General features: G+C 72.0%; 18 protein-coding genes. 13 read left to right on the forward strand and 5 right to left on the reverse strand.

The window, feature by feature from the left end; genetic code table 11:
* Positions 1 to 25: 25 nt before the first annotated feature.
* The 5 genes from ABT127_RS03495 to holA all read left to right on the forward strand — a co-directional run bounded on the left by ABT127_RS03495 (position 26) and on the right by holA (position 6165).
* Positions 26 to 1003 (forward strand): ComEA family DNA-binding protein, encoded by a 978-nt coding sequence (locus tag ABT127_RS03495; protein WP_351444236.1) that lies wholly within the window; start codon positions 26 to 28, stop codon positions 1001 to 1003.
* Entirely contained in the window at positions 1000 to 3624 is a 2625-nt protein-coding gene (locus ABT127_RS03500; protein ID WP_351444237.1) for a ComEC/Rec2 family competence protein, read from the forward strand. The genes ABT127_RS03495 and ABT127_RS03500 overlap by 4 nt, the downstream gene beginning before the upstream one ends.
* A gap of 271 nt (positions 3625 to 3895) precedes the next feature.
* The gene (locus ABT127_RS03505; RefSeq protein WP_351444238.1) at positions 3896 to 4777 is read left to right on the forward strand and encodes a YceI family protein; all 882 of its coding nucleotides are present in this window, start codon (positions 3896 to 3898) and stop codon (positions 4775 to 4777) included.
* A gap of 30 nt (positions 4778 to 4807) precedes the next feature.
* Positions 4808 to 5053: a hypothetical protein gene (locus ABT127_RS03510; protein WP_351444239.1), complete on the forward strand. Its 246-nt coding sequence runs from the start codon at positions 4808 to 4810 to the stop codon at positions 5051 to 5053.
* Between the two features lie 125 nt (positions 5054 to 5178).
* Positions 5179 to 6165, forward strand: a complete 987-nt coding sequence (gene holA, locus ABT127_RS03515) for a DNA polymerase III subunit delta (protein WP_351444240.1) — start codon at positions 5179 to 5181, stop codon at positions 6163 to 6165.
* A gap of 342 nt (positions 6166 to 6507) precedes the next feature.
* On the opposite strand, the gene rpsT is transcribed toward holA, so the two are convergent.
* Positions 6508 to 6774: a 30S ribosomal protein S20 gene (gene rpsT / locus ABT127_RS03525; protein ID WP_351444241.1), complete on the reverse strand. Its 267-nt coding sequence runs from the start codon at positions 6772 to 6774 to the stop codon at positions 6508 to 6510.
* 291 nt (positions 6775 to 7065) lie between these two features.
* On the opposite strand from rpsT, the gene lepA reads away from it, so the two are divergent.
* Both lepA and ABT127_RS03535 read left to right on the forward strand, forming a co-directional pair.
* Positions 7066 to 8928, forward strand: a complete 1863-nt coding sequence (gene lepA, locus ABT127_RS03530) for a translation elongation factor 4 (protein ID WP_351444243.1) — start codon at positions 7066 to 7068, stop codon at positions 8926 to 8928.
* 236 nt (positions 8929 to 9164) lie between these two features.
* On the forward strand, positions 9165 to 11054 hold the full coding sequence (locus ABT127_RS03535) for an AMP-dependent synthetase/ligase (RefSeq protein WP_351444244.1): 1890 nt from the start codon (positions 9165 to 9167) through the stop codon (positions 11052 to 11054).
* A 33-nt stretch (positions 11055 to 11087) separates the two neighbouring features.
* Here the strand turns inward: ABT127_RS03535 and ABT127_RS03540 are convergent, their stop codons facing one another.
* Together ABT127_RS03540 and ABT127_RS03545 are read right to left on the reverse strand one after the other, a co-directional pair.
* Positions 11088 to 11666 (reverse strand): response regulator, encoded by a 579-nt coding sequence (locus ABT127_RS03540; protein ID WP_351444245.1) that lies wholly within the window; start codon positions 11664 to 11666, stop codon positions 11088 to 11090.
* Positions 11667 to 11679: 13 nt separating this feature from the next.
* Entirely contained in the window at positions 11680 to 15837 is a 4158-nt protein-coding gene (locus tag ABT127_RS03545; protein WP_502971620.1) for a HAMP domain-containing protein, read from the reverse strand.
* 75 nt (positions 15838 to 15912) lie between these two features.
* Between ABT127_RS03545 and ABT127_RS03550 the strand changes: the two genes are divergently transcribed.
* Together ABT127_RS03550 and hemW are read left to right on the forward strand one after the other, a co-directional pair.
* The gene (locus tag ABT127_RS03550; protein WP_502971621.1) at positions 15913 to 17922 is read left to right on the forward strand and encodes a SpoIIE family protein phosphatase; all 2010 of its coding nucleotides are present in this window, start codon (positions 15913 to 15915) and stop codon (positions 17920 to 17922) included.
* Between the two features lie 39 nt (positions 17923 to 17961).
* Positions 17962 to 19194, forward strand: a complete 1233-nt coding sequence (gene hemW / locus ABT127_RS03555; RefSeq protein WP_351444246.1) for a radical SAM family heme chaperone HemW — start codon at positions 17962 to 17964, stop codon at positions 19192 to 19194.
* A 207-nt stretch (positions 19195 to 19401) separates the two neighbouring features.
* Here hemW and ABT127_RS03560 read toward each other — a convergent pair whose 3' ends face one another.
* Entirely contained in the window at positions 19402 to 20220 is an 819-nt protein-coding gene (locus ABT127_RS03560) for a DUF3097 domain-containing protein (RefSeq protein WP_351444247.1), read from the reverse strand.
* A gap of 34 nt (positions 20221 to 20254) precedes the next feature.
* Positions 20255 to 21007 carry an MBL fold metallo-hydrolase gene (locus ABT127_RS03565; RefSeq protein WP_351444248.1) on the reverse strand — a complete coding sequence of 251 codons (753 nt, stop codon included), beginning with the start codon at positions 21005 to 21007 and terminating at the stop codon, positions 20255 to 20257.
* 140 nt (positions 21008 to 21147) lie between these two features.
* Here ABT127_RS03565 and hrcA point away from each other — a divergent pair, with 140 nt between their 5' ends.
* From hrcA to ABT127_RS03585, 4 genes are all read left to right on the forward strand, one after another.
* Positions 21148 to 22164 (forward strand): heat-inducible transcriptional repressor HrcA, encoded by a 1017-nt coding sequence (gene hrcA / locus ABT127_RS03570; protein WP_351444249.1) that lies wholly within the window; start codon positions 21148 to 21150, stop codon positions 22162 to 22164.
* On the forward strand, positions 22165 to 23301 hold the full coding sequence (gene dnaJ, locus ABT127_RS03575; protein ID WP_351444251.1) for a molecular chaperone DnaJ: 1137 nt from the start codon (positions 22165 to 22167) through the stop codon (positions 23299 to 23301).
* Between the two features lie 203 nt (positions 23302 to 23504).
* A complete protein-coding gene (locus ABT127_RS03580; RefSeq protein ID WP_351444252.1) occupies positions 23505 to 24581 on the forward strand; it encodes a nitronate monooxygenase in 1077 nt (358 codons plus the stop codon).
* Positions 24578 to 25324, forward strand: a complete 747-nt coding sequence (locus ABT127_RS03585) for a 16S rRNA (uracil(1498)-N(3))-methyltransferase (protein WP_351444253.1) — start codon at positions 24578 to 24580, stop codon at positions 25322 to 25324. The genes ABT127_RS03580 and ABT127_RS03585 overlap by 4 nt, the downstream gene beginning before the upstream one ends.
* Positions 25325 to 25368 lie beyond the last annotated feature (44 nt).

Here is a 25368-nt window from a genome sequence, read left to right on the forward strand (position 1 = left end):
GGGCGCGGTGCCTACCGTCTCGGACATGGCACTTCGATCACTGTCCAGGACAGCACGGGCATCCAGCGGGCCGGGGCGCGACCCCGCATCCGACAGCCGCGCCCGCAAGCGGCGGCAGACCCGGCGTCGCGTGCGGGACGGGCGCGTCCGCGGCGGGGCCGATGAGGAGACACGGCTGCGCGCGGAGGCCCTGTTCGCGCCGCCGCGCCGGGACGGTCCCTCGGCGCGGGATCCCGTGCCGGATACGGAGCCCGGTGCCGCTGAGGAGCCGGGTCCGTCGTGGCGGGAGCGCGCCGCTCTGGCCGTACGCGACCGGCTGCCGCTGTGGGTGCAGGCCCGCTGCGGTGTCGAGCGGCGGGGCGCGCTGGCCCTGGTCGTGGTCCTCTGCGTCGCGGGGCTCTTCGCCGTTCAGCACTTCTGGGCCGGACGCACGCAGCCGGTGCGGGCCCCGGAGACGGTGCGGGCGGCGGCTCCGGCGGAGGCCGGGGCGGGCGCCGATCCCGTTCCCTCACCCGTGCCGGGGCCCGAGCCCGTGCCCGCGCCGACGGGCGGCGCGGGGATCGTCGTGGACGTCGCCGGGAAGGTACGCCGCCCCGGCGTCCAGCGACTGCCCGCCGGGGCCCGGGTCGCGGACGCGTTGCGGGCGGCCGGCGGGGTCCGTCCCGGCGCGGACACGGCGGGGCTCAACCGGGCGCGGCTGCTGACCGACGGCGAGCAGGTCCTGGTCGGCGAGCCGGTGGCGGCCGGTGCGGCCCCGCCGGGCGGGAGCGGCGGTCCGGGCACGGGCACGGGCACGGCAGCGTCGCCCACCGGGCCGATCGGCCTCAACACCGCCAGTGTGGAACAGCTCGACACCCTGCCCGGCGTCGGCCCGGTGCTGGCCCAGCACATCATCGACTACCGCACCGAGCACGGCGGCTTCCGCTCCGTGGACGAACTGCGCGAGGTCAACGGCATCGGGGACCGGCGCTTCGAGGACCTGCAGAGTCTGGTACGGCCATGACCGGCACCGACAAGGCCACCGGCACCGACAAGGCCGACGCGCGCCGAGAGGGCCCCCTCGACCTGAGGCTGGTCCCGCCCGCGCTGGCGGCCTGGGCGACGGCGGCGCTGCTGCTGACGGCCCCGGGACGGTGGGCGGCAGCGGTGGCCGGGCTGTGCGCACTCACCGGCGCGGGGTTACTGATCGCGGGCCGCCCCGCAGGGGCGCGGGGAACCGCGCGCCCAGCCCCACGCGAACCGCACCCGACCACGGACCACCCGCACCCGACCACGGACCACGCGCACCCGGCACCCAGTGAGACCCGCGATCCCCGCGCCTGGCGGAGCCCCTCCGCCGCGCTGCTGCTCCTCTGCACCGCCGCGGCAGCTGCATCGGCGGGGCTGCACGGAGCCGACCTGCACCGTGGCCCGGTGCCGGACCTCGCGGCCCGTTACGCCCGGGTCGACGCCGAGGTGGAGATCACCTCCGATCCCCGGCTCACCCGGCCGCGGATCAGCGGGGACCACACCGCACCGGCCTCCGTGCTCGTCGAGGCGGACATGGTGCGGGTGACTGCGCCGGACGGCGCGGTGTACCGGACCCGGGCGCCCGTCCTGGTCCTCGTGGACGCGCCCCGGGGGCCCGCGGGCGACCGGAGCGCGGAATCGAGCGCAGGGCCGCGCGGCAGCCCCTGGCTGTCCCGGCTGCCGACCACCCGGCTGCGGGTCACGGGCTCGCTCGCGCCGGCCCTGACCGGCGGCGACCGGACCGCGGCGGTGCTGCGCGTCGGGTCCGGGGAGCGGCCTCGCGTGGTGGGGGCGCCGAGCGGTCCGCAGCGGCTGGCCGGCGCCCTGCGCGCGGGACTGCGGCGGGCGACGGACGGACTGCCCGCGGACGCGCGCGCCCTGCTGCCCGGACTCGTCGTCGGCGACACGGCACGGGTCACGCCGGAGCTGCACGCGGCGTTCGAGGCGACCGATCTGCTCCATTTGACCGCTGTCAGCGGGGCCAACTTCACGATCTTGCTGGCGCTGCTGATCGGGCCGCCGGGCACCGCGCACCTCGTTGAGAGACGGGGTCTCGCACCCCGGATCGGTCTGTCGCTCAGGACGACCGCGGTGCTCGGCGGCGGGCTGACGCTCGGCTTCGTCGTCGTGTGCAGGCCGGAGCCGAGCGTGCTGCGGGCGGCGTCGTGCGGGCTGATCGCCCTGCTCGCCGTGGCCACCGGACGCCGCAGATCCCTCGTCCCCGCACTGGCCACGGCGGTGCTGCTGCTCGTCCTCTACGACCCCTGGCTGGCGCGGAGTTACGGGTTCCTGCTCTCGGTGCTGGCCACCGGGGCGCTGCTCACCCTCGCCCCGCGCTGGAGCGCCGCGCTGCGCGCACGAGGAGTGCCGGGGCGGCTCGCCGAGGCGCTCGGCGCGGCGGCCGCGGCCCAGGCCGTGTGCGCGCCCGTCGTCGCCGTCCTCGCGGCGCGGGTGAGTCTGGTGGCGGTGCCGTGCAATCTGCTGGCCGAGTTCGCCGTCGCGCCCGCGACCGTGCTGGGATTCGCGGCGCTCGCGGTGGCGCCGGTCGCGATGCCGGTGGCGGAGTTCTGCGCGTGGTGCGCGAGTTGGCCCGCGGGCCTGATCGCGGGGATCGCGCGAACGGGGGCCGCGATGCCGGGCAGCGGTGTGGACTGGCCGGGCGGCTGGCGCGGGGGAGCGCTGCTCGCGATCGGCACGGTGGTGCTGGTCGTCATGGGGCGCAGAGTGCTCAGATCCGCCTGGATCTGCGGGGCCTGTGCGCTGCTGCTCCTGCTGGTCGTGGTGCAGCCGCCGCCCCTGACCCGGGTGATCACGGGCTGGCCGCCGCCGGGCTGGCGGCTGGTGATGTGCGACGTCGGGCAGGGGGACGCGCTGGTGCTCGCCGCCGGGGCGGATGCCGGGGTCGTGGTGGACGCCGGGCCCGACCCGGTGCGCGTCGACCGGTGTCTGCGCGCGCTGGGCATCACCCGGATCCCGCTGGTCCTGCTGACGCACTTCCACGCGGACCATGTGGCGGGCCTGCCGGGGGTGTTGCGGGGACGGTCGGTCGGGGCGATCGAGACGACGGGTTTCGCGGAGCCGGTGGACCAGGCCGCCTTCGTCCGGCGGCTCGCGGCGGCGCACGGACTCACGATGGTCCGCGCGGTGGCGGGGGAGCGGCGCCGAGCGGGACCGCTCGACTGGCGGGTGCTGTGGCCTCCGCCGCGCCCCGCGCCCGACCCGGACGGGCCGAACGACGCGAGCGTCACGCTGCTCGTGCGGACCGGTGGCCTGACCCTGCTGCTGCTCGGCGATCTCGAACCGGCCGCGCAGCGCGCGCTGATGAGGAGCGGCGCGGGCGCCGGGCTGTCCCGCGTGGACGTGCTGAAGGTCGCCCACCACGGTTCGGCCTATCAGGACCCGGGGCTGCTGCGGCGGGTCGCGCCCCGGCTCGCGTTGATCAGCGCGGGGGCCGGCAATCCGTACGGGCATCCGGCTCCGCCGACCTTGGCGGCGCTGCGGGCGCAGGGGACCGCCGTGCTGCGGACGGACCGGGACGGAGCGATCGCTGTGGTGAGCGGTGGGGGCGGGGCGCGGGGCGGAGCCGGTCTGGAGGTGGCGCACGGCGGACCCTGACGGTGCGGGACCGCGTTGGACCGGTGAACACGGCAGTCGCTACAAGGGGGTTGGAGTGTGCAGGAAGCGAAGATCGCCGATCGGGATCGGGGTGCTGTGCGCGCGCTGTGCGCCTGGATGTGGGCGGTGCGGGTCACCGGTGCGTCGGCGCGCAAATGCTACCCGTGAGTAGAAATGGGCCTGTGTTGCCTCGAATGCCGCAACGGTGGTCGAATGTTTCTTCGTTGAAGAAGTGACGACACTCGTCAAGGCGTACTGGGGTGGGTAGTTCATGTTCGGCCGCAGGCTGGGAAATCGTACGAACCGGGCTCAACGGGCACATCCCTTGGCGGCGGTGACGGTCCCGCCCAGCGCGGGCGTCCTGAGCTGCCGGGTTCTCGACCCGGTCAACGAGCCGGTGCGCGGCGCCGAGTTCGCGGTCAGCGACGCGATGGGGCGCAAGGTAGTGAGCGGCGGGACCGACCCGTACGGCTCGTTCATGGCGGCCGTGCCCGCCGGGGACTACCGCCTCGCCGTCTCGGCCGAGGGGTTCGCGCCCTACCGGGTCAGCGCCACCGTCGCCGAGAGCGGGCACGCCTCGCTCGGTGACGTCACGCTCCAGGTCGCGCCGCCGCCGCAGCTGCCCCGGCCCGGCGAGTGGGAGATCGAGCCGACGCACTCCTCGATCGCGTTCACGGCGCGGCACATCGGGCTCGCCCGGGTCCACGGCCGATTCAACACCTTCGCCGGCGCGCTGCGGGTCGCCGACCGCATCGAGCAGTCCGCGATGCACGTGGTGATCGACGCGTCGTCCATCGACACGAACGTGAAGATGCGCGACGACCACCTCAGGTCCGCCGACTTCCTCGACGTCGACCGCTTCCCGACCCTGGAGTTCTACAGCGACCGTTTCGTGCACAAGGGCGGCAGCCGCTGGGGGATCACCGGCGCGCTCTCGCTGCACGGTGTGACCCGCACGGTCACGCTCGACGCCGAGTACCTGGGACTCGGCAACGGTATGGAGGGCGAGACCCGCGCCGCCTGCCGGGCCACCACCGAACTGCACCGGGACGACTTCACCGTCAGCTGGCAGACGATGCTGGCGCGGGGCATCGCGGTCGTCGGTTCCAGTGTGCGCATCGAGCTCGACGTGCAGATCGTGCCCCAGGGCTGATCCGTGGTGGCGATGTCCGAAGATGGTGGCGTGAGCGATGTGAGACACGTGCTGGTGCTGCCCGACCGCGACGCGGCGGAGGAGGCCGCCGAAGCGCTCGGCGACCGTTTCGGCGTGGCCGAGGAGCCGCAGCTGGTCCGGGACGCGCTGGCCGGTGAGGACGACGCCGAGGACGCGCAGTGGCTGGTGGTCGTGGAGGACCCCGAGGGGCGGCTCGACCCCGGGGAGCTGGACGGGTTCGCGGGGGAGTGGGACGGGTGGCGGGAGGCGCCCTGAGCGCCGGTTCCGGATTCCTCGGTTCCTGACTCCTGACTTCTGGCTCGCTCCTGATTCCTGGTCCCGGCTCCCTCCTTCCGGCGGGCGGGCCGGGTTGTCGGTGGCGCGTGGGATGCTTGACCGCGATGGCCAGGAAGACTGCAAACGACGATCCCCTCGCCCCGCTCACCGTCGCGGTGGGCCAGGAGGACCTGCTGCTCGACCGCGTGGTGCAGCAGGTGGTGGCGGCCGCCCGGGCCGCCGACGCCGACACGGACGTCCGCGACCTCACCTCCGATCAACTGCAGCCCGGGACGCTCGCCGAGCTGACGAGCCCGTCGCTGTTCGCCGAGCGCAAGGTCGTCGTCGTGCGCAACGCGCAGGACCTGTCGGCGGACTCCGTCAAGGACGTGAAGGCGTACATCGGCTCGCCCGTCGAGGAGATCACGCTCGTCCTGCTGCACGCCGGTGGCGCCAAGGGCAAGGGGCTGCTCGACGCGGCGCGCAAGGCGGGGGCGCGGGAGGTCGCCTGCCCGAAGATGACCAAGCCCGCGGACCGGCTGTCGTTCGTGCGCTCGGAGTTCCGCACGCTCGGCCGTTCGGCCACCCCCGAGGCGTGCCAGGCGCTCGTCGATTCCCTCGGCAGCGATCTGCGGGAGCTGGCGTCCGCCGTCTCGCAGCTCGTCGCCGACATCGAGGGGACCATCGACGAGGCCGTGGTCGCGCGGTACTACACCGGGCGCGCCGAGGCGTCCAGCTTCACCGTGGCCGACCGGGCCGTGGAGGGGCGGGCCGCGGAGGCGCTGGAGGCGTTGCGGTGGTCGTTGGCCACCGGCGTCGCGCCGGTGCTGATCACCAGTGCGCTGGCGCAGGGGGTGCGGGCCATCGGGAAGCTGTCCTCCGCGCGCGGAGGGCGGCCGGGTGATCTCGCCCGGGAGCTGGGGATGCCGCCGTGGAAGATCGACCGGGTGCGGCAGCAGATGCGGGGGTGGACTCCGGACGGGGTCGCCCTGGCGTTGCGGGCCGTCGCCGAGGCGGATGCCGGGGTCAAGGGGGGCGGGGACGATCCCGAGTACGCCCTGGAGAAGGCCGTCGTCGCTGTTGCCGGGGCTGCGCGGGCTCGGGGGCGTTAGCCGTTGTTCGTGGGGTGCGAGGTGCGGGGTGCCGGGGTCGCCGCCCGGTGAGTCGCCCCCGCCGCCCCTTCACGTCCCGTCCCTGGGGGCTGCGCCCCCAGACCCCCCCGTCGGCCTTCGGCCTCGTCCTCAAACGCCGGACGGGCTGGAGGGGGAAGGGTCAGAGCCAAAGCCAAAGCCAGAGGCCCCGCCTTCTCAGCCGAGAAGGCGGGGCCTCTGGTCACGCTCTGGGTGAGCCCACACCCGCGTGGCGAACGCAGGCCGCGTGCGGGCTCGGGGGCCGGTCGGGGGCGGATGAGAGAGGGCCCGCCCGGGTCCTACCGGCGACAGATCAGGTCAGGTTCAGCCCTGGAGGGAAGCGACCTTCGAAGCAAGCGCCGACTTCTTGTTGGCGGCCTGGTTCTTGTGGATGACGCCCTTGGCGACGGCCTTGTCGAGCTGACGCGCGGCAGCGCGCTGGTACTCGGTGGCCTTCGCGGTGTCACCCGCGGCAGCGGCCTCACGGGCCTTGCGGATCGCGGTCTTCAGAGAGGACTTGACGGCCTTGTTGCGCAGCCGGGCCTTCTCGTTGGTCTTGTTCCGCTTGATCTGGGACTTGATGTTCGCCACGAAATGAGCCTTTGCAGGTTCAGGCACGGGGCCGGTGAAGGTCCCGTACCGGTGATTTTCTCTGAGTGTGTGCCTCGCGCTGAGAGGGCATGAGACACAGCTGCCCACGGTACCAGCCGTACTCCCACCGGCCCAAACCGCCCGCTCGTCTCCCGCCGCCCCCCTCGAACGAGGCCCCGCGGACCGCCCCTCAGATGCCCAGTGTCCCGGCCGTGGGACCATGGAAGCTACGTATCGATCCCAACCGAGGCCGACCTGAGGCAAACGGCGCCTCAAGAGACAGGACCCTGCGTGCCCGCGACCCCTAAGAATGTGCCCGAGCCGAGCCGTACCGACCCGGCTCTGATCCGCAATTTCTGCATCATCGCGCACATCGACCACGGCAAGTCCACGCTCGCCGACCGCATGCTCCAGCTCACGGGCGTGGTCGAGCAGCGGCAGATGCGTGCTCAGTACCTCGACCGGATGGACATCGAGCGCGAGCGCGGCATCACGATCAAGTCCCAGGCGGTGCGTCTCCCGTGGGCCCCGACCCACGACAAGAGCAATACGCACATCCTCAACATGATCGACACTCCGGGCCACGTGGACTTCACGTACGAGGTCTCGCGGTCGCTCGCCGCCTGTGAGGGCACCATCCTCCTGGTCGACGCGGCCCAGGGCATCGAGGCGCAGACTCTCGCCAACCTCTACCTGGCGATGGAGAACGACCTCAAGATCATCCCGGTGCTCAACAAGATCGACCTGCCGGCCGCCCAGCCCGAGAAGTTCTCCGAGGAGCTGGCCAACCTCATCGGCTGCCAGCCCGAGGACGTGCTCAGGGTCTCCGCGAAGACCGGCATGGGCGTCGAGGCGCTGCTGGACAAGGTCGTCGCCGAGATCCCGCAGCCGGTCGGCGTGAAGGACGCCCCGGCCCGCGCGATGATCTTCGACTCGGTCTACGACTCGTACCGCGGTGTCGTCACCTACGTCCGTGTCATCGACGGCCAGCTCAACAAGCGCGAGCGGATCCGGATGATGTCCACCGGCGCCACGCACGAGCTGCTCGAGATCGGTACGAACTCGCCCGAGATGCTGTCGGCCGACGGCCTCGGCGTCGGCGAGGTGGGCTACCTGATCACCGGTGTGAAGGACGTCCGCCAGTCCAAGGTCGGTGACACGATCACCTCCCTGCACAACGGCGCGACGGAGGCCCTCGGCGGCTACAAGGACCCGAAGCCGATGGTCTTCTCGGGTCTGTATCCGCTCGACGGCTCGGACTACCCCGAGCTGCGCGACGCGCTCGACAAGCTCCAGCTCAACGACGCGGCGCTGGTCTACGAGCCGGAGACCTCGGCCGCCCTCGGCTTCGGCTTCCGCGTCGGCTTCCTCGGGCTGCTGCACCTCGACGTGATCCGCGAGCGCCTGGAGCGCGAGTTCGGGCTCGACCTGATCGCCACGGCGCCGAACGTGGTGTACCGCGTCGACATGGAGGACGGTGCCGAGCACATCGTCACCAACCCGAGCGAGTTCCCCGAGGGGAAGATCGACAAGGTCTACGAGCCGGTCGTGCGCGCCACCATCCTCGCGCCGTCCGAGTTCATCGGCTCGATCATGGAGCTGTGCCAGACCCGGCGCGGCACCCTGCTCGGCATGGACTACCTCTCCGAGGACCGCGTGGAGATCCGCTACACGCTGCCGCTCGCCGAGATCGTCTTCGACTTCTTCGACCAGCTGAAGTCGAAGACCAGGGGCTACGCGTCGCTCGACTACGAGCCCACGGGCGAGCAGACCGCGCACCTGGTGAAGGTCGACATCCTGCTGCACGGCGACAAGGTCGACGCCTTCTCGGCGATCACCCACCGCGACCAGGCCTACGCCTACGGTGTGCGGCTCGTCGCCAAGCTGCGCGAGCTCATCCCGCGCCAGGCCTTCGAGGTGCCGATCCAGGCGGCCATCGGCTCCCGGGTCATCGCCCGCGAGACCATCCGCGCGATCCGCAAGGACGTCCTCGCCAAGTGCTACGGCGGTGACATCTCCCGCAAGCGCAAGCTCCTCGAGAAGCAGAAGGAGGGCAAGAAGCGGATGAAGATGGTCGGTTCCGTGGAGGTTCCGCAGGAAGCCTTCATCGCGGTGCTCTCCAGCGACGACAGCGGCGGCAAGAGCAAGAAGTAGCCGTCGCGGCAGTACCGGAAGGCAGCGGCGGTGGGCCCGGCACGCACGAGCGTGTCGGGCCCACCGCTTTTGTGTGGGCCCTGTGTGGGCAGGGGCGGATGGGGCGGTCCCCCGGGAAGTCGGAGGCCGGAGCCTCTTACGCGCCGGGGCAGTGGCCCTTACCCTGATCACTGCTCAATGGTTACTCGCCAGTTAAACAAGCCGCGTTTCAACAGCCGCGGGCCCCGGAGGACGTCGTGAGCGACACACAGACCCTGATCGAGAACCGGCCGCCTTCCGTGGCGTCTCTCTTCCTGGAGCGCGTGGCGGCGACACCTGATGCCGAGGCCTATCGCTACCCGGTGCCCGCGGCCTCCGGCTCGGGCCCGGACGAGTGGAAGTCGCTGAGCTGGGCGCAGGCCGCGCAGCGGGTCTACGCGATCGCCGCCGGCCTCGTCGAGCTGGGTGTGCGGGCCGAGGAGCGGGTGGCGCTCGCCTCCTCGACCCGGGTCGAGTGGATCCTCGCCGACCTCGGCATCATGTGCGCGGGCGCGGCGACCACCACCGTCTACCCGCAGACCAACGCCGAGGAGTCGGCGTTCATCCTCTCCGACTCCGAGTCGAAGGTGCTCGTCGCCGAGGACGCGGCCCAGCTCGCCAAGGCGCGCGAGCGCCGGGCCGAGCTGCCCGAGCTGCGCCACGTCGTCGTGGTCGACGCGACCGGCGTCGAGCCGGACGCCGCCGACCCCGACGGCTGGCTGCTCACCCTGGAGGACCTGGAGGCGCGCGGCGCCGCCTACCTGGAGAAGAACCCGGAGGTGGTGCAGGAGCGCATCGGCGCGATCCAGCGGGAGCAGCTCGCCACCCTCATCTACACCTCCGGCACCACCGGCCGCCCCAAGGGCGTCCGCCTCCCGCACGACAACTGGTCGTACCTGGCGAAGGCCATGGCCGCGACCGGGCTCATCGGCCCGGACGACGTGCAGTACCTGTGGCTGCCGCTGGCGCACGTCTTCGGCAAGGTGCTGATCAGCGGGCAGCTGGAGGCCGGACACGTCACCGCGGTGGACGGCCGCGTCGACAAGATCATCGAGAATCTGCCGGTCGTGCAGCCCACGTACATGGCCGCCGTGCCGCGCATCTTCGAGAAGGTCTACAACGGGGTCGCCGCGAAGGCGCGGGCCGGTGGCGCCGCCAAGTACAAGATCTTCCAGTGGGCGGCCGGGGTCGCGCGCGAGTACGCGAAGGTCAGCCAGGACAACTTCCGCAGGACCGGTGTGGCGTCCGTGCCGTTCGGCCTCGCCTCCAAGCACAAGGTCGCCGACACCCTGGTCTACAGCAAGCTGCGCGAGGCCTTCGGCGGCCGGCTGCGGGCCTGTGTCTCCGGCTCCGCCGCGCTGGCCCCCGAGATCGGCTACTTCTTCGCCGGCGCGGGCGTGCACATCCTGGAGGGCTACGGCCTGACGGAGTCCTCGGCCGCGTCCTTCGTCAACCCCGGCGAGGCCTACCGCACCGGTACCGTCGGCAAGCCGCTGCCCGGCACCGAGGTGCGCATCGCCGACGACGGCGAGATCCTGCTGCGCGGCCCCGGCATCATGGAGGGCTACCACAAGCTGCCCGACAAGACCGCCGAGGTGCTGGAGAGCGACGGCTGGTTCCACACCGGCGACATCGGCGAGCTGTCCAACGACGGCTATCTGCGGATCACCGACCGCAAGAAGGACCTGATCAAGACCTCCGGCGGCAAGTACATCGCGCCCGCCGAGGTCGAGGGCCAGTTCAAGGCCGTCTGCCCCTACGTCTCCAACATCCTGGTGCACGGCGCCGACCGGAACTTCTGCACCGCCCTCATCGCGCTCGACGAGCCCGCGATCCTGGAGTGGGCGAAGGACAACGGCCTGGAGGGCAAGACGTACGCGGACGTCGTCGCCGCCCCCGCCACCGTGCGGCTCGTCGAGGGCTATGTCGCGGAGCTGAACCAGGGGCTGCAGCGCTGGCAGACCATCAAGAAGTTCAAGCTCCTGCCGCGCGACCTCGACATCGAGCACGGCGAGCTGACGCCCAGCCTCAAGCTCAAGCGGCCGGTCGTCGAGCGCGAGTACAAGGGGCTGCTCGACGAGATGTACGCCGGTACCCGCGAGGGCTGAGCCCCGTACGGCACGCCGTTGGGGCGCCCCGGGTCAGGGGCGCCTCAGCGTGCGCAACGTTTCCTCCATCTCTCCGACGCGGGCGCGCAGCTCGCAGACGTCGGGCTGCGGGTGCTCGGCCAGCAGGTGCTCGATCGAGGACATCCGGCCGGCCAGCGCGTCGAACTGCGCCTGCTCGCGCGCGAGCAGCCGCTCCAGCTGCTGGTTCTTGCGGTGCAGTTCGAGGAAGACGGTGACCTTGGCGCGCAGCACCCACGGGTCGAAGGGCTTGGTCAGATAGTCGGCCGCCCCGGTCGCGTAGCCGCGGAAGGCGTAGCCCGAGTCCGCGTCCGTGCCGGTGAGGAAGATGATCGGGACGTCCTTCGTCTGGTCGAGGCGCTTGATGTTCGTCGCCGTCTCGAAGCCGTCCATGCCCGGCATCCGGATGTCCAGAAGGACGACCGCGAACCGGTGCCGCAGCAGCGCCTTCATGGCTTCCTCGCCCGAACGGGCCCGCACCAGAGGCTCGTTGAGCGATCCGAGGACCGCTTCGAGCGCGACCAGGTTGTCCTCCATGTCGTCGACCAGGAGGATGCTGGCGCGGTCCAGCGAACTGGCGTCTGTGATGGTCATGGTGACGGGTGCCTCACTCAGTCGTCGGTGGGGTCACGGACTCTCCCTCGTAGGGTGTCCCCGGCTCGGCGGTGTCCGGGGCCAGCAGGTCGCAGACGACGGTCAGCAACTGGTCGACATCCACGGGTTTCGGTACGTAGTCGTTGGCGCCCTTGGCGATCGACTTCTCACGGTCGCCGGGCATCGCCTTCGCGGTCAGCGCCACGATGGGCAGCCCGGCCCAGTGGGGTGTCGCGCGGATCACGGAGATGGTCTCGTAGCCGTCCATCTCCGGCATCATGATGTCCATCAGGACCAGCTCGATGTCCGGGTTGAGCTCCAGGGTGTCGATGCCCTCGCGGCCGTTCTCCGCGTACAGGACGGGCATGCCGACCCGGCCCAGCACATGGGTGAGCGCGAAGACGTTGCGGATGTCGTCGTCGACGATCAGGACCCGGCGCCCGGCCAGCATCTGCCCCGCGCGGCCCGACCTCCACTGCTCCAGCTTGGTGGGCGTGGGCCAGTTGTCCTCCTGCTCGTGCAGGGGGTACGAGTCCGGGGCCAGGGTCTGCTGCTCCGGTACGAGCGGCGGCCGCTGGCCGGTGTGCGGGACGGCCTGGCCCGGCTCCGCGACCGGCTCGTGCGGCTCGTGGCTGGGATGGCGCACCGGCACGTACAGGGTGAAGGTGGAGCCGTGGCCGGGCTCGCTCTCGGCGATGATGCGGCCGCCGAGCAGCCCGGAGATCTCCCGGCTGATGGACAGGCCGAGGCCGGTGCCGCCGTACTTGCGGTTCGTGGTGCCGTCGGCCTGCTGGAACGCCTCGAAGATGACGGGGAGTTTGTCGCGGGCGATGCCGATGCCCGTGTCGGAGACGGCGAACGCGATCAGGTCGTCGCTGTCGCGCACGTACTGGTGCTCGGGATCCTTGACCCGGGAGACCCGCAGTTCGACCTTGCCGTTGGCGGTGAACTTGATCGCGTTCGACAGCAGGTTGCGCAGGATCTGCTGGAGCCGCTGCTCGTCGGAGAACATCTCCCGCGGCACGTCCTCGCCGACGGTCACCTCGAAGGCGAGACCGCGGTCGAGGGTGATCGGGCGGAACGTGGCGTGGACGTAGTCGAGGAGCTTGATGAGCGGCAGCTTCTTGGGCCGGACGTCCATCCGGCCGGCCTCGATCTTCGACAGGTCGAGGATGTCGTTGATGAGCTGGAGCAGGTCGGACCCGGAGCGGTGGATCGTGGTGGCGAACTGCACCTCCTGGTCGTTGAGGTGGCCGTCCGGGTTGTCGGAGAGCAGCCGGGCCAGGATGAGCAGGGAGTTCAGCGGCGTACGGAGTTCGTGCGACATGTTCGCCAGGAACTCCGACTTGTACTGGGACGAGGTCGCCAGCAGGGCCGCCTTCTCCTCCAGCTCGGCGTTGGAGCGCTGCAGCTCGGCCTGCTGGCGCTGGAGTTCGTTCGAACGTTCCTGCAACTGCGTCGCCAGGCGCTGCGACTCGCCGAGCAGGGACTCCGTGCGGGAGTTGGCGATGATGGTGTTGATCGCGACGCCGATGGTGTTGACGAACTGGTCGAAGAAGGCCAGGTGGACGTCGGAGAAGCGGGAGAAGGACGCCAGCTCGATCACGCCGAGGAGCTTGTCCTCGAAGAGGATCGGGATGATGACGACCGAGGCCGGGGCCGCTTCCCCCAGACCGCTGTTGATCTTGATGTAGTCCGGCGGGGCGTCCTCGACGAGGATGCGCTTCTTCTCCAGGGCCGCCTGGCGGACCAGGCCGTGCACGGGCATGCCGCCGGTGTCGACGACCGAGGCCGCCGCGGACGCGTACCCCGCGATGTAGGCGAGTCCCTTGGTGGGGATGGCGGGGCGGATCGGGGTGTCGTCCTCGTCGGGCTCGGCGAGGAAGAACGCGCCGTACTGGGCGTTCACCAGCGGGGTCAGCTCGCGCAGGATCAGGTCGGCGACCTCCATCAGGTCGCGGTGCCCCTGCATCAGGGCCGCGAGCCGGGCCAGGTTCGACTCCAGCCAGTCCTTGGCGCGGGTCGTCTCGCGCAGATTGGCGACCATCAGGTTGATGTTGTTCTTCAGCTCGGCGACCTCGCCCTGCGTCTCCACCGTGATGGAGCGGGACATGTCGCCGGAGGTCACCGCGGAGGCCACCTCGGCGATGGCCCGGACCTGGGTCGTCAGGTTCGACGCCAGCTCGTTCACGTTCGTCGTCAGGCGCTTCCAGGTGCCGTACACGCCCTCCACCCGCGCCTGGCCGCCGAGCTGCCCCTCGGAGCCCACCTCACGGGCCACGCGCGTGACCTCGGAGGAGAAGGACGAGAGCGTGTCGACCATCGTGTTGATGGTCGTCTTCAGTTCGAGGATCTCGCCGCGCGCGTCGACGTCGATCTTCTTGGACAGGTCGCCCTGCGCCACCGCGGTGGCGACCTGCGCGATGTTGCGCACTTGGGAGGTCAGGTTGTCCGCCATGTAGTTGACGTTGTCGGTCAGGTCCTTCCAGACGCCCGACACGCCGTGGACGGTTGCACGCCCGCCGAGGCGGCCGTCGGTGCCGACCTCGCGGGCCACGCGCGTGACCTCGTCGGCGAAGCCGCGCAGCTGCTCCACCATCGTGTTGACGGTGTCCTTCAGCTCCAGGATCTCGCCGCGCGCGTCGACCGAGATCTTCTTCGACAGGTCGCCCTGCGCCACGGCCGTGGTGACCTGCGCGATGTTGCGGACCTGCGAAGTGAGGTTCGACGCCATGAAGTTGACGTTGTCGGTGAGGTCCTTCCAGACGCCCGAGACGCCCCGCACCTGGGCCTGACCTCCCAGGTTGCCTTCGGTGCCGACCTCGCGGGCCACGCGCGTGACCTCGTCGGCGAAGGCGGAGAGCTGGTCGACCATCGTGTTGATCGTCGACTTGAGTTCGAGGATCTCGCCCTTCGCCTCGACGGTGATCTTCTTGCCGAGGTCGCCCTGGGCCACGGCCGTGGACACGAGGGCGATGTTGCGGACCTGGGAGGTCAGGTTGTCCGCCATGAAGTTGACGTTGTCGGTGAGGTCCTTCCAGACGCCGGAGACGCCCCGGACCTGGGCGCGGCCGCCCAGCTGGCCCTCGGTGCCGACTTCGCGGGCCACGCGTGTGACCTCGTCGGCGAAGGCGGAGAGCTGGTCGACCATCGTGTTGATCGTCGACTTGAGTTCGAGGATCTCGCCCTTCGCGTCGACCATGATCTTCTGGCTCAGGTCGCCGTTGGCCACGGCCGTGGTGACCTGCGCGATGTTGCGCACCTGCGAGGTCAGGTTCGACGCCATGAAGTTGACGTTGTCCGTGAGGTCCTTCCAGACGCCCGAGACGCCCCGGACCTGGGCGCGGCCGCCCAGCTGGCCCTCGGTGCCGACCTCGCGGGCCACGCGCGTGACCTCGTCGGCGAACGCGGAGAGCTGGTCGACCATCGTGTTCACGGTCAGCTTCAGTTCGAGCAGCTCGCCCGTCGCCTCGATGGTGACCGTACGGGTCAGGTCGCCACGGGCCACCGCCGTCGTCACGAGCGCGATGTCCCGCACCTGCGCCGTCAGCCGCGACGCCATCGTGTTCACGGCCTCGGTCACATCGCGCCAACTGCCCGACAAGCCCTGCGCCTTGGCCCGGCCGCCGAGCCGGCCCTCGGTGCCGACCTCGCGGGCGACCCGGGTCACCTCGCCGGTGAACAGGGAGAGCTGGTCCACCATCTTGTTGACCGCGCGGCCCAGACTGCGCAGGTCGCCGCGTAACTGCCGGGTGCCGTCGTGCAGGTCGACGCGCTGCGTCAGATCGCCGCCCGCGACCGCGTCCAGCACCCGGGTGGCATTGGCCGCCGGGGCCACCAGAGCCCCGATGACGGTGTTCACGTCGTGGACGCGGGTCGCCCACGCGCCGTACCCGGGGCTCGCCTCCATCCGCTCGTCGAGCCGCCCGTGCCGGACGATCTCCCGGCGCACCCGGGTCAGTTCGGAGCTGAAGTGGGCGCTGCGGTCGACCAGTTGGTTGAACACCGCCCCCAGCTCGCCGACCAGGCCCTCCCCGGGCTCCTGGACGCGGACGAAGTTCCCGTCCCGCGCGGAGGTGATGGCGGCCAGCAGCGGGCGCAGATCGGAGGCGCGGAGCATGTCGCTCTCGAGCCCGCTGGGGTCCACACGCATAGCACTGTTCTCACTCATAGCGGCCCACTTCGGTGACTCGGCGCTTATGGCCATGGTCAGTCTGTCACTCTGTTGCTGTCGCCTGAGGCGTAAATGCCCGAACTGCTCTGGAGCCGAACCGTGGCGCCCATTCCACTTCAGCGGGAGACCACCGTCAGTGGTCCCGACCTGGCGAACGTCGGGTCGGACGCAGGACCGGTCGTGGTGCGCACGTCACTGCCGGGGAACCCATTGGCACCCGCCGCCGCGCGCCGTTTCGTGCGCGCCGCCTTCGCCGACTGGACCGAACTGGCCCTGCCCGTGGCCGCCACCCTCAGTGACCGGCTGATCGGCGACGCGGTCGTCGTCCTGAGCGAGCTCGTCACGAACGCCGTCGTGCACGCGGGCACCAGCGTCGAGCTGCTGTGCCGGATGGAGCCCGCCGCGCCGGACGGCACCCCCGCGGGGTTCGTCGTCGAGGTCACCGACCACCACCCGGCACGCGCCGTGCGCACCGACCGCGCGGTGCGCTCGCCCGAGACCCCCGAGTACGGCCGCGGCGTCCAGCTCGTCGCCGGGCTCGCCGAGGAGTGGGGGATCACCTACCGCGCGGGCACCAAGACCGTGTGGGCCCGCCTGCCCGCCGACTCCGCCGATACCACCGCACCCGTGCCGCCGGAACAGCAGACGGGCGGACAGGGTGCGGCGCCCCAGGGCCAGGAGGCGTCCACGCGCGCCCTCCAGCGCGGCCTGCGCGCCGCGGAGATCCTCGCGCCCGTGCCCCGCCGCGACCCGCAGGACCGGGACTGGATCAACCGCGGTGCGCTCTCCTTCCTCGCCGAGGCCTCCGACCTGCTCGCCGGACAGCTCGACGAGGACATGGTCGCCGCGCTCGTCGGCCAGCTCCTCGTGCCGCGGCTCGCCGACTGGTGCGCGATCTGGCTCTACGACGAGGAGGGGCGCGGCCTGCCGGGCATCGCCGACCACGACGCGCGCGGCGGCGACCCCTTGCACGCGCCCCGGCTCGCCCGTGTCTGGCACACCCACGAGAACCGCATCGAGGACCTGCGCCGGATCCTGGAGAAGGAACCGCCCCGGCTGCCCGACGCCGTGCGCACCGCCGCCGTGCCGGTGCCCTGCCCCTTCGACAGCACCCCCGGGGACGCGGGCGCCGCGCTCGCCTACCGGCTCTCGGCGGGCGGCCGCACCCTCGGCATCCTGCTCATCGGCCGGAGCGGGCTGCAGACCTTCCCCGACGAGGTCACCGGCCTCGTCGAGGACTTCAGCCGCCGGGTCGCGCTCGCCGTCAGCGCGGCCCGCCGCTTCACCCGGCAGGCCACCATCAGCCGGATCCTCCAGCGCGGCCTGCTGCCCACCTCCATCGCCGAGATCCCCGGCCTCAAGAGCGCCCTCGTCTACGAGCCGAAGGAGCAGGGCGGCCCCGGCGGCGACTTCTACGACGTCTTCCCCGCCGGGGACGGACGCTGGTGCTTCGCGCTCGGCGACGTCCAGGGCAAGGGGCCCGAGGCGGCCGTCGTGATCGGCCTCGCCCGGCCGTGGCTGCGGCTCCTCGCCCGCGAGGGCTACCCCGTCCACCAGGTCCTCGACCGGCTGAACCGGCTGCTGCTCGACGACGCCACCGAGGCCGCCGACGCCGCCGCCCGCGCGCTCGCCGTCGTCGGCGGACAGGGCCTGCCGCCGGAGGGCTCCACCTCCCGCTTCCTGTCCCTGCTCTACGGCGAACTGACCCCCACCGCGGACGGCATGAGCTGCACCATCGCCTCCGCCGGGCATCCGCTGCCGCTGCTGATGCGGCCCGGCGGCGAGGTCGTCCCCGCCGCCGGGCCGCAGGTGCTGCTCGGGGTCGTCGACGACCCCGACTACACCAGCGAGACCTTCGAGCTGTCCGCCGGCGACACCCTGCTGTGCGTCACGGACGGCGTGACCGAGCGGCGCCGCGGTGCCCTCCAGTTCGACGACGGGGACGGGCTGGCGCAGGCACTCGCCGGGTGCGCCGGCCTGTCGGCCCCTCTCCTCGCCGAGCGCATCCGGCGCCTCGTGCACGCCTTCGCCGACGCCCCGCCGGACGACGATCTGGCCCTGCTGGTGCTCCAGGCCGAGTAGGCGGGGCGCTCCGCTCGGCCGGTGCCGGAGAATAGAGGTATGCCTTCCGCACTCCCCGACGGCGAGCCCGTCCCCGCCGACGGTTCCCTGCCCGCCTCCGCCCTGGCCGGAGCGGCCTCGCGGCCGCTCGGCTTCTATCTGCACGTGCCGTACTGCGCGACCCGCTGCGGCTACTGCGACTTCAACACGTACACCGCGACCGAGCTGCGCGGCACCGGCGGCGTCCTTGCCTCCCGGGACAACTACGCGGACCTGGTGGTGGAGGAGGTCCGGCTCGCCCGGAAGGTCCTCGGCGACGATCCCCGGCCGGTGCGGACCGTGTTCGTCGGGGGCGGTACGCCGACGCTGCTCGCCGCCTCCGATCTCGTACGGATGCTGGGCGCGATCCGCGACGAGTTCGGGCTCGCCGACGACGCCGAGGTGACCACCGAGGCGAACCCCGAGTCGGTGGACCCGGCGTATCTGGCCGAGCTGCGGGCCGGCGGGTTCAACCGGATCTCGTTCGGGATGCAGAGCGCGCGGCAGCACGTCCTGAAGGTCCTCGACCGCACGCACACGCCCGGGCGGCCCGAGGCGTGTGTCGCGGAGGCGCGGGCCGCAGGGTTCGAGCACGTGAACCTCGACCTGATCTACGGCACGCCGGGGGAGACCGACGAGGACTGGCGGGCCTCGCTGGACGCGGCCATCGGGGCGGGCCCCGACCACGTCTCGGCGTACGCGCTGATCGTCGAGGAGGGCACGCAGCTCGCCCGGCGGATCCGGCGCGGCGAGGTGCCGATGACCGACGACGACGTGCACGCGGACCGGTATCTGATCGCCGACGAGGTGCTGTCGGCGGCCGGGTTCGACTGGTACGAGGTGTCGAACTGGGCCACGTCCGACGCCGGGCGGTGCCTGCACAACGAGCTGTACTGGCGCGGGGCCGACTGGTGGGGGGCCGGGCCCGGGGCGCACTCGCACGTGGGCGGGGTGCGGTGGTGGAACGTGAAGCATCCCGGGGCCTATGCCGCAGCGCTCGCCGGGGGGACGTCTCCGGGGGCCGGGCGGGAGGTGCTGGCCGACGAGGACCGGCGGGTCGAGCGGATCCTGCTGGAGCTGCGGCTGCTCGAAGGGTGCCCGGTGTCGTTGCTGAAGCCCGCCGGGCTGACCGCGGCGCGCAAGGCCGTGGCGGACGGGCTGCTGGAGAGCGGGCCGTTCGCGGAGGGGCGGGCCGTTCTGACGTTGCGGGGGCGGTTGCTGGCCGACGCCGTGGTGCGGGATCTGGTCGACTAGGGCCTGTCCGGCGGATCAGGTCGCAGCCCGGTCCGCCCGCGCATTTCTGAACTGGTGAGCGGGGTCTGGCGCGTCGAGATGCAAGGCGGAGGAGGGCGTCGACGCGGAGCGTCGGCAACCGACGACAACGCCGCAGGTCGGCGTGCCAGACCCCGCGCCCGCGACAAGATCCGCCGGACAGGCCCTAGCCCCTCGCGGGGCGCCGCCTCAGCCCGTCACGAAGTCGATCAGTTCTTCCACTCGGCCCAGGAGTTCCGGTTCCAGGTCCTTGTAGGAGCGGACGTGGGACAGGACGTGCTGCCAGGCCTCGCCCGTGTTCGCCACGCGCCAGCCCAGGGCACGGCAGACGCCCGTCTTCCAGTCCTGGCCGTGCGGGACGCGGGGCCAGGCGTCGATGCCCACCGAGGACGGCTTCACCGCCTCCCAGATGTCGATGTACGGGTGGCCGACCACCAGGGCGTGCTCGCTCGTCACCGACCGGGCGATCTTCCATTCCTTGGTGCCGGGGACCAGGTGGTCGACCAGGACGCCGAGGCGCGCGTCGGGGCCGGGGGCGAAGTCGGCGACGATCGACGGGAGGTCGTCCACGCCCTCCAGGAACTCCACGGCCACGCCCTCGATGCGCAGGTCGTCGCCCCACACCCGTTCGATGAGTTCGGCGTCGTGCTTGCCCTCGACATAGATCCGGCCGGCCCGGGCCACCCGGGCACGGGCGCCCGGGACCGCCATCGAGCCGGACGCCGTACGGGCCGGACGCGCGGGTCCGGCCGACGCCGACGGGCGGACCAGCGTGACGGGCCTGCCCTCCAGCAGGAACCCGCGCGGCTCCATCGGGAAGACGCGGTGCTTGCCGAAGCGGTCCTCCAGGGTCACCGTCGGCCCCTGCGCCGTCTTCTCCACGCGCACCACCGCCCCGCAGAAGCCGGTACCGACCTCCTCGACCACCAGGTCCGGCTCGGCGGGAACCTCCGGAGCCGGCTTGTTCCGCTTCCAGGGAGGGGTCAGGTCAGGTGAGTACTGGCGCATTCGGCCGACGATATGAGGAAGGCGCCGGTCTCCGTCACGACACGCCGGAACGGGCCACCAGTGTGGCGCGTTGCGCGCGGACGAACGCCGCATTCACCACCGAACCGTGCCCGGGGACGTACAGCGCGTCCTCGCCGCCGAGCGCGAGCAGCCGGTCCAGCGCCGCCGGCCAGTGGCCCGGTGCCGCGTCCGGGCCCGCCTGCGGTTCGCCGGACTCCTCGACCAGGTCGCCGCAGAAGACGGTCACGGGGTTCCCCGGCACCAGGACCACGAGGTCGTGGGCGGTGTGGGCGGGGCCGAGGTTCGCCAGGAGCACCTGGAGGCCGTCCCCCAGATCGAGCGTCCACTCGCCGCTGACCCGGTGCCGCGGGGTGACCAGGACGTCGGTCGCCCCGGCCGCCTCGTCCGCGGGCAGCCCGTGCCGCACGGCGTCCTCGTACAGGGCGTCGCGGCCCCGCGCGAGGACGGTGTCGACGCCCACCGCCCCGTAGGTCTCGACGCCCGCGAAGGCGGCCGTGCCGAGCACGTGGTCGAAGTGTGGATGGGTGAGCACGATGTGCGTCACCCGTGCGTGTGCTCCGAGCAGCCGCCGGACGTCCGCGCGCAGCCGGGCCCCCTCCCGAAGTGAGGATCCCGTGTCGATCAGCAGGGCGGCACCGGATCCGACGACGAGGCCGGTCGTGGCGTCCCAGCCCGGCAGCCGGATCCGCCCCACGTGGGGCGCCAGCTCCTCCCAGCCCGCGGTCTTCCAGTCGACGACCGCCCTGACTTCGCTATGGCCTTCCATACGTCGACGCTAGCGGCCTTGCCGGGCCCGTACCCGTCGGCCGTACACTGAGCCGGGGACTCCTGGCACTCACCCATAGCGAGTGCCAGACAGGAAAGATCGCCAAAGATCGCTCAGGGCGAAGCTGGAGGTGTGCGCCGATGCTCAGTGAACGCAGGCTCGAAGTGCTGCGCGCCATCGTCCAGGACTACGTGGGCACCGAGGAGCCGGTGGGCTCCAAGGCGCTCACCGAGCGGCACCGGCTCGGCGTCTCCCCGGCGACCGTGCGCAACGACATGGCCGCCCTGGAGGACGAGGGGTACATCGCCCAGCCGCACACCAGTGCCGGGCGGATCCCCACCGACAAGGGGTACCGCCTCTTCGTCGACAAGCTCACCGCGGTGAAGCCGATGACCGGGCCCGAGCGGCGCGCCGTCCAGAACTTCCTGGAGGGCGCCGTCGACCTCGACGACGTCGTCGGCCGCACCGTGCGGCTGCTCGCGCAGCTGACCCGGCAGGTCGCGGTCGTCCAGTACCCGTCCCTGACCCGGTCCACGGTGCGCCACGTCGAGCTGCTGTCGCTGGCGCCCGCCCGTCTGATGCTCGTACTGATCACGGACACCGGGCGGGTCGAGCAGCGGATGATCGACTGCCCGGCGCCCTTCGGCGAGACGGCCCTCGCCGATCTGCGGGCCCGGCTCAACAGCCGGGTGGCAAGCCGCCGTTTCGCGGATGTGCCGCAGTTGGTGCAGGATCTGCCGGAGGCCTTCGACACGGAGGACCGCGGTACGGTCGCGACGGTGCTCTCCACTCTGCTGGAGACGCTCGTCGAGGAGTCCGAGGAGCGGCTGATGATCGGCGGCACCGCCAATCTCACCCGCTTCGGACATGACTTTCCCCTCACCATCCGGCCCGTGCTGGAGGCCCTTGAGGAGCAGGTCGTGCTCCTCAAGTTGCTTGGTGAGGTGGGCGATTCGGGCATGGCCGTACGCATCGGTCACGAGAACGCCCACGAGGGACTCAACTCCACGTCCGTGGTGTCGGTGGGCTACGGTTCGGGCGGCGAGGCAGTCGCCAAGCTGGGTGTCGTCGGACCGACACGCATGGATTACCCGGGAACGATGGGAGCAGTACGCGCAGTGGCACGTTACGTCGGACAGATCCTGGCGGAGTCGTAAGTGGCCACGGACTACTACGCCGTACTCGGCGTGCGCCGCGACGCTTCCCAGGACGAGATCAAGAAGGCTTTTCGGAGGCTCGCCCGCGAGCTGCACCCGGACGTGAATCCGGATCCGAAGACCCAGGAGCGGTTCAAGGAGATCAACGCCGCCTACGAGGTGCTCTCCGACCCGCAGAAGAAGCAGGTCTACGACCTGGGGGGCGACCCCCTGTCGCAGTCCGGCGGAGGCGGTGCCGGAGGCTTCGGCGCCGGCGGGTTCGGGAACTTCTCGGACATCATGGACGCGTTCTTCGGTACGGCGTCGCAGCGCGGGCCCCGGTCCCGCACGCGCCGTGGCCAGGACGCCATGATCCGGCTGGAGGTCGAGCTCGACGAGGCGGCCTTCGGCACCACCAAGGACATCCAGGTCGACACGGCTGTCGTCTGTACGACCTGCAGCGGTGAGGGTGCCGCGCCGGGGACCTCCGCGCAGACCTGTGACATGTGCCGCGGCCGCGGTGAGGTCTCGCAGGTGACGCGGTCCTTCCTCGGTCAGGTCATGACCTCGCGGCCGTGTCCGCAGTGCCAGGGCTTCGGCACCGTCGTGCCGACCCCGTGCCCGGAGTGCGCCGGTGACGGCCGCATCCGGTCGCGGCGGACGCTGACGGTGAAGATCCCGGCCGGCGTGGACAACGGCACGCGGATCCAGCTCGCCGGTGAGGGCGAGGTCGGGCCCGGTGGCGGGCCCGCCGGTGACCTCTACGTCGAGATCCACGAGCTGCCGCACCCGGTGTTCCAGCGGCGCGGCGACGATCTGCACTGCACGGTCACCATTCCGATGACCGCGGCGGCGCTCGGCACCAAGGTGCCGCTGGAGACGCTCGACGGGCTGGAGGAGATCGACATCCGTCCCGGGACGCAGTCCGGGCAGTCGGTTCCGCTGCACGGGCGCGGCGTCACGCATCTGCGGGGCGGCGGGCGCGGTGACCTCATCGTGCACGTCGAGGTGATGACGCCGCAGAAGCTCGATCCGGAGCAGGAGCGGTTGCTGCGCGAGCTGGCCAAGTTGCGGGGTGAGGAGCGCGTGAACGGGCAGTTTCAGCCCGGTCAGCAGGGGCTCTTCTCGCGGCTGAAGGATGCGTTCAACGGGCGGTGACCTGGTGAATTCGAGGGGCCTGGGGTTTTCCCCGGGCCCCTTTTCGCGGCTTCGGGGGTGGGCCTGCCGGTTGGCGCCCGGGTGCCGGCCGGTGGGGCTTCCCGCGCAGTTCCCCGCTCCCCTTCGGGGCGCTTGTCGGGGGCTGTGACGTGGCTGCTGGGCTGCGATTCGGTGGTGTTGGCCGGACGTGGCACGATGCCGGTATGTCCTCCTCCGTGCTGGCTGATCTCTGTCACTGCCCGATCGTTTCGGCCCCGATGGCGGGCGGCGCGTCGCGGCCCGAGCTGGTGGCCGCCGTGTCCGAAGCGGGCGGGCTCGGTTTCCTCGCCGCGGGGTACAAAACCGCCGACGGGATGTACCAGGAGATCCAGCAGGTCCGGGGACTCACCGGGCGCCCCTTCGGCGTCAACCTGTTCATGCCGCAGCCCGAGTACGCCGACCCGGCCGCGGTCGAGGTGTACCGCAACCAGCTGGCCGGCGAGGCCACCTGGTACCAGACGCCGCTCGGCGACCCCGACAGCGGGCGCGACGACGGCTACGACGCCAAGCTGGCCATCCTCGTCGACGACCCGGTGCCGCTGGTCTCCTTCACCTTCGGCTGCCCCACCGCCGAGGCCGTCGACGCGCTGCGCCGGGTCGGCACCCTCACCGTGGTCACCGTGACGACGGCGGCCGAGGCGCGGGCCGCGGAGGCCGTCGGCGCCGACGCCGTCTGTGTGCAGGGCATCGAGGCCGGCGGCCACCAGGGCACCCACCGGGACTCCGCCGAGACCGACGGCAGCGGCGTCGGGCTGCTCGCCCTGATCGCCCAGGTGCGCGAGGCCGTGCGGCTGCCCGTCGTCGCGGCCGGCGGGATCATGCGGGGCGCGCAGATCGCGGCCGTGCTCGCGGCCGGTGCCGATCTCGCGCAGCTCGGCACCGCGTTCCTGGTCACGCCCGAGTCCGGGGCGCCCGATCTGCACAAGCGGGCCATGACCGACCCGCTGTTCACCCGCACCGAGCTGACCCGGGCGTTCTCCGGGCGGCCCGCGCGCGGCCTCGTCAACCGCTTCCTGCGCGAGCACGGCCCGTACGCGCCCGCCGCGTACCCCGAGGTGCACCACATGACATCGCCGATCCGCAAGGCCGCCGCCAAGGCCGGTGACCCGCAGGCCATGGCGCTGTGGGCGGGGCAGGGCCACCGGCTCGCCCGGGAACTGCCCGCCGGGCAGCTCGTCGAGGTGCTCGCCGCCGAACTCGCCGAGGCCGGCGGCGCGTTGGGCCAGCGGGGTGCCGCGTGACGGCGCCGGTGTTCGTGGTCGAGGGGCCCGTCCCCGACGGCCGTACGTACGTCCTCGACGGGCCCGAGGGGCGGCACGCCGTCTCCGTGAAGCGGCTGCGGGCCGGGGAGCAGGTGGTGCTCACCGACGGCCTCGGCGCGTGGTGCGAGGGCGTCGTCGCGGGCAGCGAGGGCAAGGACCGGCTGCTCGTGGAGGCCGGGCCGGTGCGCGCCGAGCCCGAGGAGCGGCCCCGGATCACCGTCGTCCAGGCCCTCCCCAAGGGCGACCGGGGCGAACTGGCCGTCGAGACCATGACCGAGACCGGCGTCGACGCGATCGTGCCGTGGTCGGCGTCGCGCTGCATCACCCAGTGGCGCGGCGAGCGCGGCGTCAAGGCGCTCGGCAAGTGGCGGGCCACCGCGCGCGAGGCCGGGAAGCAGTCGCGGCGGGTGCGGTTCCCCGAGGTCGTCGACGCGGCCTCCACGAAGGAGGTCGCCGCGCTGCTCGCCGGGGCGGATCTCGCGGTGGTGCTGCACGAGGACCGGGAGCACGAGAGCGCCGCGCTGGCCTCCGTCGACCTCCCGGCGACCGGCGAGATCGTGCTCGTCGTCGGCCCCGAAGGAGGCGTTTCTCCCGAGGAGCTGGCGGTCTTCGCGGAGGCCGGGGCGCGGACCTGCCGGCTCGGGCGGAGCGTGCTGCGGACCTCGACGGCCGGGACCGCGGCGGTGGCGCTGCTGCTGGGCCGAACCGGCCGCTGGGGCTGAAACCTGCCGGTGCCCCGGTCCCCGCACGGGCCCGCAGTGCTGGC

It is taken from the genome of Streptomyces sp. NPDC001904, assembly GCF_040297005.1.
Lineage (GTDB): Bacteria > Actinomycetota > Actinomycetes > Streptomycetales > Streptomycetaceae > Streptomyces.